We start from the raw sequence: 12,301 nt of genomic DNA on the forward strand, positions 1-12,301 counted from the left end.
AGGCGCAAACAAGCAGCGCTAAATGTCGCAGCGCATTCACGGCAGCAGCTCGACCGAGTAGATTTCCGCCGGTCTGAACCCCAGGCCGATCCCCAGCCGCAGGGCCACCAGCAGCACCAGCACCGAGAGCAGTAGCCGCAGATATTCCGGTGGCAGCTTCTGCGCGAAGCGCGCGCCGATCTGTGCGCCGGTAACGCTGCCGATCAGCAGCAGTACCGCCAGCACGATATCCACTGCCTTTGTGGTCAGGCTATGCACCATCGTCGATGCGAGCGTTACGAACAGGATCTGGAACAGCGAGGTTCCCACAACGACCTGCGCGCCCATGCCCAGCAGATACAACATTGCCGGAACCATCACGAAGCCCCCGCCGACACCGAGCAAGATCGTCAATATTCCGGTGGCAAATCCCAGGATCAAAGGCGCGAGCGGCGAGATATAGAGGCCTGAGCGGTAGAACCGCCAGCGCAGCGGCAGGTTGGCAACCAGCGGGTGATGCCTGCGCTTCTTGGCGGGAAGCTTTTCGCCACGCCGCATTGCAAGGACGCTGGCCAGACTTTCACGCGCCATGATCCCGCCGATCGAGCCCAGCAGCAGCACGTAGACGATGTTGATCACCGTATCGATCTGGCCGAGCTGCTGCAGCGCACGGAACAGCGCGGCGCCGGCAAATGTGCCGAAAATGCCGCCAACCACCAGCACTCCGCCCATCTGGTAGTCTACACCCTTTCGGCGGCTGTACGCGATAACGCCCGATACGCTCGACCCGGTCACCTGGGTGGATGCAGAGGCGGCGGCCACCGTGGGCGGGATGCCATAGAAAATCAGCAGCGGTGTGGTGAGAAAGCCTCCGCCGACACCAAACATGCCCGACAATATGCCCACAAGCCCACCCAGCCCGATAATCACGAAGCCGTTGACCGAAAGATTCGCAATGGGAAGATAGACGTCCATGATATGAGCCCGACGCTAGACGCTTTAAGGGCCCAGCAGAAGAGGGCACGCGACCTAGAGAGCACGCTACGACGCTAAAAACCGGTGGACACCGTCAGGGCAACGCCCGACGCAGGCAACGCATCGCCATCGACCCGCTGCCTCCAGTCAAGCGCCACGGTCATCTGGCTGTCGCCGACCGGGAGCACAAGCGTGACCCGCGGCCCCAGATCGACCCGGTGCACCCAGCGCTTGCTGCCTGCCGCGTCCGGCTCCTGCTGCCCGCCCGCCCACACGCCCCCGCCGAGAGAAACCGAGTAGCCGTCTTGCGCCGCAACCTGTCGGCTGACCAGCATCTGCGCATCGAAAAAACCCTGGGCGTCACGATAGCCGACAATCCCCGTCTGACCGAACGCGTCCAGCCTGATGCGGCTGCGGCCCAGTGAGGTGCTGCCACCGCCGACCAGCAGTGCAGCGAACCGGTCATTCTGGGGCGTGCCGAGGCTGAAACGCCGTTCGACTGCCAGATCGACCGGGAGTGCGCGCCAGGGCCGCGCGGTGACGCCAAGCGCCAACGTCCGGTCATCATCATTGGCCAGCGCAGAGGCTGCACGAGCATAGACTGCGGGCGCCCGACCCGTATCGCCCAATGCATAGCGGACGATCAACCCGGCCTGACTGCCGCCATATTGCGCGCCCGGTGCCAAGGCGCTTGCCCCGCTCCCCTCGCGCACCAACGACCACGCATAGACCGACCAGCGTTTGCCCAGTATCTGCGCAGCAGGGTTCGAACCGGCACCCGCCAATGGCGGCGCGGAACCCACCTGTTCGGCTATCAACGGCCAGCGATTTTGGCCCGAGAGATCGGCAGACACAGTCCGACCTCCCATCTCCAGCAGGGGGTGCACCATCGCGCCATCGACTGGGATCGACCCAGGATCAGCGATGGGCAGCGGCGGCGCTGGAGCCGGCCCTTTCCACATCGTCATGGTGGATGTAGGCAACACAAGCCGGGCACGCCTGCCGACAACGACCGGCCGCACTGCTTGCCACAGCCCGCTGCGGTCTTCCGATACTGATGTATCTGAAATCGCAGGGAGGAGAACCGGGTTCAGCGCCGGGCCCGGCAAATGGTGGAAAATCCGCGCCGCCGACCACAAAAGCACGACAGTGCCCAGAAAAAGCAGTGGCTGGCCCCGCATCCTGCGTCGCGGCAGGCGGAGGGACGCCATGCTAGTCACGGACAGACGAGGGCTGATGGCTTGCCACCTGCAGCACTGATTGTGCGCTGGCCGCAGGCGCCGGAGGCGCAGCCGGGATGTGATGGCGGGTCTTTTCCCAGCTCAAAGGTGCCCCCCACAGGCTTGCAGCATAAGCCAGCAGCGCCCGGCGTGCGGCCATTACCGCGATGATGTTGCCGACCAGTGTGCGCGGCACTGACCACAGCGCCTCACGTCCGCCATATTGCTGCCCGGTACATGCGGCGCGCACGCAGATCCGCCAAGTCAGCACGACCCCGTTGACGATCAGCAGCGCGCGGAATGCCGGATCGAGCGGCGCTGGTTGGTAGAGGTCTGCCCAGTCGCCGATGCTGACGACCAGCCAGCCCAGCAGACCGAGATACGCGGTAACGAGCACCAGCGCGGAAAGCGCCGAGCGCCGGTCACGCGCGCGCATCCAGATATCGCCTACGCCCCTGCCCCATCCGGTTCGATCCCACCCGCTCAAGGCGATGCCGATGGTCCATCGGGTCTTTTGCCGAACCGATGCGGTCAGGTCGCCGGGGAAATAGGCGTGGGTGGCGATCAAGCCACCCGTGCCGTCGCGCGCGCGCACGAACAGCCCGCGCCCACCTGCCTCATGGATGCGGATGCCAAGCTCGTAATCCTCGGTCAGGCTGTCGGTAGCGAACGGGGCCCCGTCCGGCGCAGCATCGGCCAGCACCTGCAATGTCGCGCGCGCGAACCCGCAGCCTACCCCCGCACAGGGCATCGCGACCCCCAGACGGCTGCGCACCGGCATCGCGCGGGCATGTGCTTCGGTGAACTCATCGGCATAATGGCCGCTGATCAAGCGCGCCGCCGGATCGATCAGCGGACTGACCGGAAGCTGCACGAAAGCGTAACGATCCAGCAGCCGGTCATAGACCTGCAGCTCGCACGGGTGCACGACATCCTCCGCATCGTGGAGCACCACCGATCTGTAGGCGAACCCGGCTTCGCGCTCGTCCGGCATTATGTAGCAAATGCACCAAGCCTGACAGCCCTAGCGCAGCGGGAGAACCGCTGTGATTAGCGCCGCGCTTATGGCGCTGGCGTTAGGTTACGCGCACATACCCGTTGTCAGTGATATCCAGACCACTAGCGGGGCCATCCAACATTTCGTCGTCCCACGAGAACATCAGCGGCTCAATGTCAGATTTGTTTTTGGGTGTGACGGTAAACCACGCAGAGGAATGGGCGCGGCAGCCGTTAGGCAACGAGTAGTTAACCCAAACCATGAAGACAGGAACAATCCCGTCATCGAACGGATGGCGCGGGTCATTGCGAGCGAAGTGAATAAAGATTTGCGACTGAGTGCTTCCATTGGGCAGAATGATGAGGCTTTCATCATCTTCCGAATAATCGGCGGCGTCAACGTTCTCAGCAACGGTTTGAAAGTCCCAAATAGGGCTTCGAAACGCTGGCCCGATGCAGTGGCTGATGCTTGCCTTGAAGGCGGGCGTGGCACCAATATTCCCGAGACTAACATCGCATACCAGCAGCAACCCGCCTTGGCTTTGCGTCATAAAAGCGTCCGCAATGGCAACTGTTACCCAAGGTCGTTGCTGTCTCTCCGCTATCTCGTTCTGCCGCTCCATGGCGATAGTGGCTTTACCAGTATCTTCGACGGCTTCCCGGGTAAGATTGATCTGCCAGAGCAGCAAACTAATGCCAGTGATACTCGCCAACACACCGTAGACCGTCCAGTCGGCGGCTTTTTCAGCGGCCTTGGCAGCGCGCCATTGAGCGCAAAGATCGCTTTCAGTTTCGCTCTGTGGATTATTGCAGGGGGATTTCTGCACTATGCCTTGGGGGATATTGGGGACGGACGAAGACGCCCCGGAATTATCGCTATAGCCCTGCTGGTAGCTTGGATACCGCTCTATCTTTTCTGGATAGCCTAAGCTGAACGTGTAGGCTCCAAGCCCGAAAGCGATGAGCAGCGCGGCGATTAAAGCCGCAATTCCGACGCCCCTATAGCTTCCAGACATTGGATCAAAAACACCGCTGTAAATTTACCCCGGCTAAGCTTGTTCCTTACATTCGGCTCGGAGTCCATAACCCCTATGTCAGCCAGCTTCCCGACCAGCTCAGCGTAGGAGATATTGCGGCGCTTGAGTTCGGCTTTGAGCAAGCCCTTCACCTGGTCTTCCCAGTCTTTTCCGGTCTTTGGCATGATGTATCCTATATGATCATATAATCATCATATGCGATACGTTTGCCATTGACAACAGTGCATATTGTCATCATATAAAGTGCATAAGCACTGGAAACGATGATATGCAACACTTCCTCCTCTCAGCCGCAGCCCGCACACTCAGCCTCAAGGCTGTTTTTCGAATGGGCGAAAACAAGGCATACGACACGTTCAAGGCTATGCGTTGGGCCGATACGGACGGGGAAGCTGTTTGCCCACGTTGCGGCTGCACAGAGACCTATGACATTGCCACCCGTCGCCGGTTCAAGTGCGTTGCCTGCTATCACCAGTTCAGCGTCACCAGCGGCACGATCTTCGCAAGCCGCAAAATGTCGTTCACCGATCTTCTGGCTGCAATCGTGATCTTCGTGAACGGTGCCAAGGGCATCGCAGCCTTGCAACTCAGCCGCGATCTGGATTGCCAGTATAAGACGGCGTTCGTTCTCACGCACAAGCTGCGCGAAGCGATGGCGCGCGAGCAGGCCGGTCGCCAGCTGAACGGCGTGGTCGAGATCGATGGCGCTTATTTCGGCGGATACGTGAAGCCGGAAAACCAGAAGGCCGACCGCAAGGATCTGCGCTTGAAGTTGAACCGCTCAGGCAAGCGCCAGTGCGTTGTCATCATGCGCGAGCGCAACGGCAAGAGCCTGCCCTTCATCGTGCGCAACGAAGGCGATGCAGTGCCTTACGTGCGCGATCATGTTGGCACCCTCGCCACTATCCACGCCGACGAAGGAACGGGCTGGGATGCCCTTCACGCTGGCTGGGATACGAAGCGCGTCAATCACTCGGTTTCGTTCTATGATGAAGGCGCTTGCACCAACCAGGCCGAAAGCTATTTCAGCCGCCTGCGCCGCATGGAAGTCGGAACGCACCACCATATCGCAGGCCCATATCTGAACGCCTATGCGCAGGAAGCATCATGGCGTGAAGACAACCGCCGCGTTGATAACGGCAAGCAGACTGCGATGGTTTTGGATGCTGCACTGGCTGCTAACGTTAGCCGGAAATGGGCTGGGTATTGGCAGCGGGCGGCTTAATCCTCTTTTTCGTTGGAACCGCGACCCTTTATCAACTGTCCTACCACGCCCAAAACGCCCGCGCCCAAAAATGCAGACGCCATCAATTCGTTACCCAGAAACGCTGAGACTCCGGCTGCGATGATCAGCGCCATCAATGCCAAAAAACCATACAGACGACCAGCCTTGGCGTCATCGATATCAGCCTGGATGGCAAGTGTCTGAATGTCCTGAGCGTGGGCTAAGTTACCCTCGGCCATGCTAATGATGCGATCGGCAGCACCAGGACATATTGCCTCATACTCTTTCAGGTGTCGTGGATGGGCGATGGGTCCAGAAAAACGCTCTTCACTGACAAAGCTGACCATTTGAGCGACAACTTGGGCTTGCTGCCCGCTGGGCACCAAGTTTCGGATACGGTTAGCAATTTCGTGAGCAATCTCATCGTGCTCACTTATCTCAAGCCGAGACTCTTTCCTCGGTAGATTTTCTGGAGTTTTTGCCAATATCTTCCCGTTCGCTCTTTTCCGCATCGCGCAAGGCATCGCCGACCGACAGCCAAGCTGCGCGTATTGACGGTTTGATCATTTGTGCGCGGGCAAACGAGTGCGGCGCAAAGTAGCAATAATGCGCCGCCCACCCGTCTAGGAAGCCCTTGCGGAAGCTTTTTGATCGTGGTTTGAAAGTTGGCACTTGCATGTCTCATATATATGGGAGCCAGTAGCAAACGCAATCCTACATCGCAGATATGACCTGCGCATTAACATTCACCACCGCTCAGAGTCCGCCCTGATAGCCGCCACACTCCTAGCGGGCTGGACGGCCTGGCTTTTCGGTTGATAACGTTAGCAGCAAGCGACCTAAGCGCCGCCTGCACTCTGCCAGTAAGAAACTTGCACCTGGAGCAACCTTTGCCCTTGCTGGCTCAGGTGACCCATTATCGGGCTGTCACGGCCTTCGTGTGGGTCGAAGAAATCCGGACCCCAAGGGAGCTCGGCGTGCCGGGCAAGGCAAAATCGGGTTGCGCATTTTAGCCCGCACATGTCCATCTCTGGCAGATTGGATACCGTGAAATATTCAAGCCCCACGCGGAACGGATCAACGGAAGTTCCATAGACGACTCGCACCCAAGGGTTTCCATCTTGGTCCGCGAAGTTCTGACGAATCAGGCCGGGATGGTGCTCAGGCGCAGGGTGATCCGGCTGTTCATTATACGGAAACCGGCACCATACTGTGTCGTATGGTGCCGGTGATGTGGATAACGGGTAGAAGCGGAGCGGTATCAATTACCACCCAGCCTCATTTATGGCAGTCAGGCGGAAACCCTCGGGTTTCGCAGCGTCAACGGCCTTCTGCATTGCGTCGAGATATGTTTCGGTTATCTCCGAATGATAGTTCGGCTGCATCCTGATTTTTGGCGACCCGTGGACAGCGGGCTGCTGTGCACGCCCCGCTTTTGGTTGTCGCATTTTATACTCCTTTTTGAGGGATCGGCTCGCTTGCCGAATGACTCAATAACGCTCAAATGACCACTTTAGTGGCTATATACAACAAAAAGTTTCTAAGGCGTGTACGAGGAAATCATTTCCGGTTGGAATCATCGCACAATTCCTCACTGCAACCAGCCTATCCGCTGCTCCCATTGCGCCAATTGCCCGTAGGCTCATCACGCCCACCGCGCAGGCTTATGCGCCAGCGTAGCATCCCACCGGCGTTGGCCTTTTCAGATATGACATAGCCGTTGCTGCGGAGGCGTGACAACGAATGCCCCGTCCGGCGCTGCATCAGCTTGACCGCCTGCATGTCGTTCACGTTGATCTGGCGCGACCGCATGATCAACAGCGCCAGCTCGTGCGTTGTAAGCCCGCCTGCGTGTTCCCTGAGCGTAATCAGCATGAACCTTGCCATCTCGCCCCGAAACGCTGCGTAGGCAGGCGGTATTCGCCTTATGGGCAGTTCTTCCATGTCTATGTCGGGATCGAACACGCGGATAACGGTTTCCAGCGCGTGGAGGTCGGCGACCAGTTTTGCAGCCTGGGCTTGCAGCGCCTCTATCTCAGCGACCATTGCAGCACGCTTGCGAATGAGGCCAAAGCGGGTTTGTTCAAAGCCTTCTATCATGACGCCAACGTATCGGAATCGATGACAAACGCATAGATTTGCGTTGGTGCATTTGCTACATAATGCCGCGCTCGTCGGATCGCATCGCGTGCCAGATATGGTTGAGGCAATCTGCCTTTGATGTTGGCCCGGTGATACCCAGTGGCACCATCCGTACCCGGCGATCGCCCCGAGCGCCGCGCAAAGCGGCAAAGCCGGTCGCGGGATCATTGGCATACACGCCAATGTACAGCCTGTAGTCCTGCCCCGGCCAGCGGTGCAGGCAATGGCCGACCATATCGGCGATCACATCGGCTTCATCCCAGGCAGGGACAAAGACAGCCTGACGTGGGAATTTGTCCGAATCTACCGGCTTGTCTGCGGATGTGGGCGCCACGAACACAAGCCCGTGCGCTTCGTCATCACGGTGGCGGAAAATCCGTTGCCAGAACCACACACCATCCAACGCCAAATCATCGAGTGCTCCGATGAGAAACCAGATACCGGAAAACAGAAGAAGCTCGGCAGCGGTGAAGTCAACCGACGCGAAAACCGTGCACGCCAGCGAGGCGCACAGATTTTCACCTGTTGATGCTCCAATCGATCCCAAGCAATGCCCCCCGGCGGGGCAGACATGCCCCCGTCAAAGTGCCCAGTCGATTCGAATGGGCCCGTCTGAATTGCGCGATCCGTTTGTTTCCGCTTGAATGCCTGCTTCGCGCAATTTCGTCAAAACATAATCTGCCCTGTTGCCGGCGCCCTGAACGGTGAGCGAAAGCCCGGTACGCCTGGCAGCCCATGTAACCAAGGCAAGATTCTGGACACCTACGGCATCAGGCTCATCGTCATCGAAGCTGATCAAGGGCAAAGCCAGCGGCGGGGGAATGAGCTGCATCTGCCATTGCGGCTCAGCCTGGCTGAGACGCTGTTCGAGCGCGCGGTATGTGGCCAGCGTCGCCCCCGGCAACGGTGACGCGCGCACTTGCGCCAGCCGCTTTTCGCGATCCACCAGCACCGCGTCGGGGGACACCCCTGCCAATATGGCAAGCTCGCGCCCAACCAGCGCAATCGTCGCACGCTCCTTGCTCGCCTGTTCGCGCGCCGATGCCGAGGCAAGTTGCGCAGCCTCGGCATCGCCTGCAGCGGTCCCTACCCGAAATTGGTCGAGGCTGAGCTTGACCGGGCGCCCCAGCGTCGTTGCCAGCAGAGCCTCGCCCCGTTCTGCCGCCTTGGCACGAATCTGCGGGGTCAGGATCGTCGCGCGGATCGTCAGTGGATCGCTCGAAAAATCGATTTCGAGCTGATCGATCTTGGCCTGGGGGGGGAACTGATCTGCCAGCATATCGCGCGTCTGGCGTTGCGCCCGTGCTTCCCAAGCGATCTGGCTGAGCGAATAGCCCAGCGGGATCGCCAGCGCGAGGAACACGGTGGTGATGATCGCGGCCTGAACCCCGCTCTGCCGACTGGTGAGCTTGGGGCCAAAGCCATAAAGTCGCGCCATGACCGCCGCTGCGATCGCGATTGTCATCAGGTTGGTGACAAACAGCATCAACGCACCGAAAAACACCGTGCTGTTGAGCGTCGCCAGCCCGAAGCCGACAGTGGCAAGCGGCGGCATCAGTGCGGTTGCGATCGCGACCCCGACGATGGTGCCTTCACGCCCGCGAATCATCGCATAGGCGCCCGCCAGCGCCGAGAACAACGCGACGAGCAGATCGAATAGATTGGGCCGGGTACGCGCAGCGATTTCGGGCGTGATGTCTTTGATCGGCGAGAAAAACACCACCAACGCGGTAAAAAAAACCGCCAGCAGCACACCAGCGCCCAAGGATATAGCAGTGCGCCGGATTTCATTGCCGTCGACCATCGCCAGGCCAAAGCCCAGCCCGATGATCGGTCCCATCAGCGGTGAAATGAGCATCGCGCCGATCACGACCGCAGGCGATGAGAGCAGCAACCCCAGCACCGCGATCCCCGCCGACATCAGGATCATGAAGGCATAACGCGGGGTCAGTCCGGATTCGTCATCGACCTTGGCGATGACGGCGCGGTGCTCGATCGAGGGGATCACCGATCCGCGCCACCAGGTCCCGAGCGGTCCGGCGACCCGCGCGGCAAACCCACCCAGGCTGTTTGCCCGACCCCGGAATTTTTGCGCAGCGCCAGTCTGTGCGGGCTGGTCGGTCATTGCGTGTCACCATCTGCTGCCCGGCCAGGGGTGGACCGGCTTCTGCTTTGCCGATAGACGGATATCGAAATCGGTGCCAGCCGCCCGCAGCGTTTTTCTATGCGAGTAATGGCGCGATATGGCTGGAAGCGATGCGATGGTACCGGCTAAGCCGTTGCCGTTCGCCCTGGTTGAATTGCGGAAAAACAACAAAAAAGGCGGTGCGCCCATGATCAGGATCAACCGTATAGGCCTGCTGGCCCTATTGCTGTTGTGCGCCGCGTGCGCGCCCAAAGCCGCCCCCCGCGCCAGTGCTCCCGCCGATCCGCTCGATGATATCGCGCAGCGTTATGTCATGCTGTCGCTGGAAATCGGCACGCATGAAGACGGCTATATCGACGCCTATTATGGCCCGGCAGAGTGGAAACGCGAAGCCGAGGCATCGCCGCGCCCGCTGCCCGCGCTCGCCCAGGCGGTCGACACGCTCGATACCAGCATCGCTGCGGTCGATGTGACCGACCGCGAGCCGCTGGTCCAGCGCCGCGTGACCTTCCTGCGTGCGCAGCTCAACGCGGCGCGCACCCGCATCCGTATGCTGCGCGGCGAAAAGCTCAGCTTTCGCACCGAATCGCTGGGCCTGTTCGGCGCGACGCCAGACATCAAGCCGCTGGAAAGCTATGACCCGGTGCTCACCGAAATCGACGCGCTGCTGCCTGGCACCGGCACATTGGCCGAGCGGGTCGATGCGTTTCAGGAGCGCTTCGTCATCCCGGCCGACCGACTGCAGCCGGTGTTCAAGCGCGCGATCGCCGAATGCCGCGCGCGCACCGCAGCCCATATCCCGCTGCCGCAAGGGGAAAGCTTCCGGATGGAATTCGTCACCGGCAAGCCATGGAGCGGGTACAATTATTATCAGGGAAATCTTGCCAGCCTGATCCAGATCAACACCGACCTGCCGATCCGGATCAGCCGTGCGGTCGATCTGGGTTGCCATGAAGGCTATCCCGGTCACCATGCGCTCAACTACCTGCTCGAACAGCGGCTGATGCGCGGACGCGGCTGGATGGAATACAGCGTCTACCCGCTCTACAGCCCGCAAAGCCTGATCGCAGAAGGCTCGGCCAATTACGGCATCGACCTTGCCTTTCCCGCAGATGAGAAACTCGCTTTCGAGATGCGCGAGCTCTATCCGCTGGCGGGCCTGCCCACCACCGATGCCGCGCGTCTGGCCGCGCTGCAAGAGGCGATGACGGGCCTGCGCGGCGCGCGCTTCACGATCGCGCAAATGTATCTCGATGGCCTGATCGACCGCGCCCGGGCCATCGCGCTGACCCAGAAGTACCAGTTGATGAGCGAAGCGCGGGCAAAGCAGTCGATTGGCTTCACCGACACCTATCGCAGCTATGTGATCAACTACGGGCTCGGGCAGGACATGGTGCGCGAATTCGTCGAGGCCGCAGGGCCCGACACCAAAGCCCGCTGGGCGGCAATGGAGCGCGTGATCAGCGAACCGACGCTGCCTGCCGATCTGGCGGTGCGTTAAGAACCCCGTTCTCCGGCGAACGCCGGAGCCCAGGAATCAGGTTGCTCAACGTCGCTCCTGGATCCCGGCTTACGTCGGGAAACGATCTCGTTACGTTGCAAACAGCATCGCGTCGTCGGCAAAAGCCTTGAACTCGAGCGCGTTGCCCGCCGGATCGTGAAAAAACATCGTCGCCTGCTCGCCAACCTGCCCGGCAAAGCGAATGTGCGGTTCGATGACGAAACACGTGCCCGCCGCACGCAGCCGCTCGGCCAGAGCCTGCCAGTCGTCGATCGTCAGCACGACTCCGAAATGCGGAACCGGCACTTCGTGGCCATCGACCGGGTTATGGTGCGCCCGCGCGCTGCCGGCGGCAGGATCGAGATGCGCGACGATCTGGTGGCCAAACAGGTCGAAATCGATCCAGCGATCCGACGACCGCCCCTCGCCGCAGCCCAGGACATCGCGATAGAAATGCCGGGCCGCTGCCAGGTCATCGACCGGGAATGCCAGGTGAAAGGGTCTGATGGTCATGCCGGATGCTCGGGTCAGAACGTCGCCAGCGCGGCACCCAGGCCAGTCGCGACAACGCTGATGACGATCGGCTTGCCTTCCAGATCGAGGAAAACCAGTTCGAGCTTCTGCGCCTTCTTTAAGTGATCGATATCGGCAGCGGCGAGCGGCTTTTCGCCGATGCAGCCTTCAGGCAAACAGCGGCTGAAGACGATCTTGTCGATGCCCTTGGCCTGATCGCCATCGATCTGCATCAGCGCGCCGGTATCCAGCCGCACGCCCAGCGGCACCTTGACCAGCAGCCCGGTCTTGCCGCTCGATTTCTGCTTGGCGATGGCGACGCGGATCACCTCCTTGCCATTGGCCTCGTCAATCAGCGACTGGACGGTATCGCAGATTTCCGCCTCGCCCGTGCCCTTGCACCCTGTTGTCCAGGGCTTGGCGCCATCTGCCACCTTCTTGGGCGTGATCGCCTGCGAAGCGGGCGCGGCAGGTGTTGCAGGAGCCGCGGTCTGGGCCATCAGCGGCGCGCACAGCAGCAAGGCGGGCGCGGCAACGGCGAGGGTGCGAAGCAGGACGGGCATCGGA

At 60.6% G+C, this 12,301-nt stretch carries 15 protein-coding genes; 3 read left to right on the forward strand and 12 right to left on the reverse strand.

From position 1 onward, the window contains the following. Positions 1-36 precede the first annotated feature (36 nt). The 5 genes from IEW00_RS01740 to IEW00_RS01760 form a co-directional block, all read right to left on the reverse strand. Positions 37-954: a sulfite exporter TauE/SafE family protein gene (locus tag IEW00_RS01740; protein WP_188512633.1), complete on the reverse strand. Its 918-nt coding sequence runs from the start codon at positions 952-954 to the stop codon at positions 37-39. 74 nt (positions 955-1,028) lie between these two features. Continuing rightward, complete coding sequence (locus IEW00_RS01745) at positions 1,029-1,922, reverse strand: hypothetical protein (RefSeq protein ID WP_188512634.1); 894 nt, start codon at positions 1,920-1,922, stop codon at positions 1,029-1,031. A 244-nt stretch (positions 1,923-2,166) separates the two neighbouring features. Then, complete coding sequence (locus IEW00_RS01750) at positions 2,167-3,168, reverse strand: glycosyltransferase family 2 protein (protein WP_188512635.1); 1,002 nt, start codon at positions 3,166-3,168, stop codon at positions 2,167-2,169. A gap of 82 nt (positions 3,169-3,250) precedes the next feature. Then, entirely contained in the window at positions 3,251-4,186 is a 936-nt protein-coding gene (locus IEW00_RS01755; RefSeq protein WP_188512636.1) for a hypothetical protein, read from the reverse strand. After that, a complete protein-coding gene (locus tag IEW00_RS01760) occupies positions 4,147-4,371 on the reverse strand; it encodes a DUF6471 domain-containing protein (RefSeq protein ID WP_188512637.1) in 225 nt (74 codons plus the stop codon). The genes IEW00_RS01755 and IEW00_RS01760 overlap by 40 nt, the downstream gene beginning before the upstream one ends. Positions 4,372-4,475: 104 nt before the next feature. Here IEW00_RS01760 and IEW00_RS01765 point away from each other — a divergent pair, with 104 nt between their 5' ends. Next, the gene (locus IEW00_RS01765; RefSeq protein ID WP_188512638.1) at positions 4,476-5,432 is read left to right on the forward strand and encodes an IS1595 family transposase; all 957 of its coding nucleotides are present in this window, start codon (positions 4,476-4,478) and stop codon (positions 5,430-5,432) included. On the opposite strand, the gene IEW00_RS01770 is transcribed toward IEW00_RS01765, so the two are convergent. From IEW00_RS01770 to IEW00_RS01785, 4 genes are all read right to left on the reverse strand, one after another. Beyond that, positions 5,429-5,815 (reverse strand): DUF2335 domain-containing protein, encoded by a 387-nt coding sequence (locus IEW00_RS01770; protein WP_188512639.1) that lies wholly within the window; start codon positions 5,813-5,815, stop codon positions 5,429-5,431. The genes IEW00_RS01765 and IEW00_RS01770 overlap by 4 nt on opposite strands. A 55-nt stretch (positions 5,816-5,870) precedes the next feature. Next, complete coding sequence (locus IEW00_RS01775) at positions 5,871-6,110, reverse strand: hypothetical protein (RefSeq protein WP_188512640.1); 240 nt, start codon at positions 6,108-6,110, stop codon at positions 5,871-5,873. A gap of 927 nt (positions 6,111-7,037) precedes the next feature. Next, the gene (locus IEW00_RS01780; protein ID WP_188512641.1) at positions 7,038-7,478 is read right to left on the reverse strand and encodes a hypothetical protein; all 441 of its coding nucleotides are present in this window, start codon (positions 7,476-7,478) and stop codon (positions 7,038-7,040) included. A 109-nt stretch (positions 7,479-7,587) separates the two neighbouring features. Continuing rightward, entirely contained in the window at positions 7,588-7,821 is a 234-nt protein-coding gene (locus IEW00_RS01785; protein ID WP_229736751.1) for a hypothetical protein, read from the reverse strand. Here IEW00_RS01785 and IEW00_RS01790 point away from each other — a divergent pair. Beyond that, positions 7,798-8,103: a hypothetical protein gene (locus tag IEW00_RS01790; RefSeq protein WP_188513114.1), complete on the forward strand. Its 306-nt coding sequence runs from the start codon at positions 7,798-7,800 to the stop codon at positions 8,101-8,103. The two genes, IEW00_RS01785 and IEW00_RS01790, sit on opposite strands and share 24 nt — an antisense overlap. A gap of 51 nt (positions 8,104-8,154) precedes the next feature. On the opposite strand, the gene IEW00_RS01795 is transcribed toward IEW00_RS01790, so the two are convergent. Continuing rightward, positions 8,155-9,699 (reverse strand): DUF389 domain-containing protein, encoded by a 1,545-nt coding sequence (locus tag IEW00_RS01795; RefSeq protein WP_188512643.1) that lies wholly within the window; start codon positions 9,697-9,699, stop codon positions 8,155-8,157. Positions 9,700-9,907: 208 nt separating this feature from the next. Between IEW00_RS01795 and IEW00_RS01800 the strand changes: the two genes are divergently transcribed. After that, the gene (locus IEW00_RS01800) at positions 9,908-11,221 is read left to right on the forward strand and encodes a hypothetical protein (protein WP_188512644.1); all 1,314 of its coding nucleotides are present in this window, start codon (positions 9,908-9,910) and stop codon (positions 11,219-11,221) included. Between the two features lie 90 nt (positions 11,222-11,311). Here IEW00_RS01800 and IEW00_RS01805 read toward each other — a convergent pair whose 3' ends face one another. Further along, complete coding sequence (locus tag IEW00_RS01805) at positions 11,312-11,734, reverse strand: VOC family protein (protein ID WP_188512645.1); 423 nt, start codon at positions 11,732-11,734, stop codon at positions 11,312-11,314. Positions 11,735-11,748: 14 nt separating this feature from the next. Beyond that, entirely contained in the window at positions 11,749-12,297 is a 549-nt protein-coding gene (locus IEW00_RS01810) for an invasion associated locus B family protein (protein ID WP_188512646.1), read from the reverse strand. Positions 12,298-12,301 lie beyond the last annotated feature (4 nt).

Source organism: Blastomonas aquatica (assembly GCF_014639875.1).
Lineage (GTDB): Bacteria > Pseudomonadota > Alphaproteobacteria > Sphingomonadales > Sphingomonadaceae > Blastomonas > Blastomonas aquatica.

Bases quoted from the DNA above. Each gene is read 5' to 3' on its own strand.
- IEW00_RS01765 (WP_188512638.1), top strand. From the start codon at position 4,476: ATGCAACACTTCCTCCTCTCAGCCGCAGCCCGCACACTCAGCCTCAAG.
- IEW00_RS01780 (WP_188512641.1), bottom strand. From the start codon at position 7,478: ATGGTCGCTGAGATAGAGGCGCTGCAAGCCCAGGCTGCAAAACTGGTC.
- IEW00_RS01790 (WP_188513114.1), top strand. From the start codon at position 7,798: ATGGCCGACCATATCGGCGATCACATCGGCTTCATCCCAGGCAGGGAC.
- IEW00_RS01810 (WP_188512646.1), bottom strand. From the start codon at position 12,297: ATGCCCGTCCTGCTTCGCACCCTCGCCGTTGCCGCGCCCGCCTTGCTG.
- IEW00_RS01750 (WP_188512635.1), bottom strand. From the start codon at position 3,168: ATGCCGGACGAGCGCGAAGCCGGGTTCGCCTACAGATCGGTGGTGCTC.
- IEW00_RS01805 (WP_188512645.1), bottom strand. From the start codon at position 11,734: ATGACCATCAGACCCTTTCACCTGGCATTCCCGGTCGATGACCTGGCA.
- IEW00_RS01760 (WP_188512637.1), bottom strand. From the start codon at position 4,371: ATGCCAAAGACCGGAAAAGACTGGGAAGACCAGGTGAAGGGCTTGCTC.
- IEW00_RS01745 (WP_188512634.1), bottom strand. From the start codon at position 1,922: ATGACGATGTGGAAAGGGCCGGCTCCAGCGCCGCCGCTGCCCATCGCT.
- IEW00_RS01775 (WP_188512640.1), bottom strand. From the start codon at position 6,110: ATGCAAGTGCCAACTTTCAAACCACGATCAAAAAGCTTCCGCAAGGGC.
- IEW00_RS01795 (WP_188512643.1), bottom strand. From the start codon at position 9,699: ATGACCGACCAGCCCGCACAGACTGGCGCTGCGCAAAAATTCCGGGGT.
- IEW00_RS01755 (WP_188512636.1), bottom strand. From the start codon at position 4,186: ATGTCTGGAAGCTATAGGGGCGTCGGAATTGCGGCTTTAATCGCCGCG.
- IEW00_RS01800 (WP_188512644.1), top strand. From the start codon at position 9,908: ATGATCAGGATCAACCGTATAGGCCTGCTGGCCCTATTGCTGTTGTGC.
- IEW00_RS01740 (WP_188512633.1), bottom strand. From the start codon at position 954: ATGGACGTCTATCTTCCCATTGCGAATCTTTCGGTCAACGGCTTCGTG.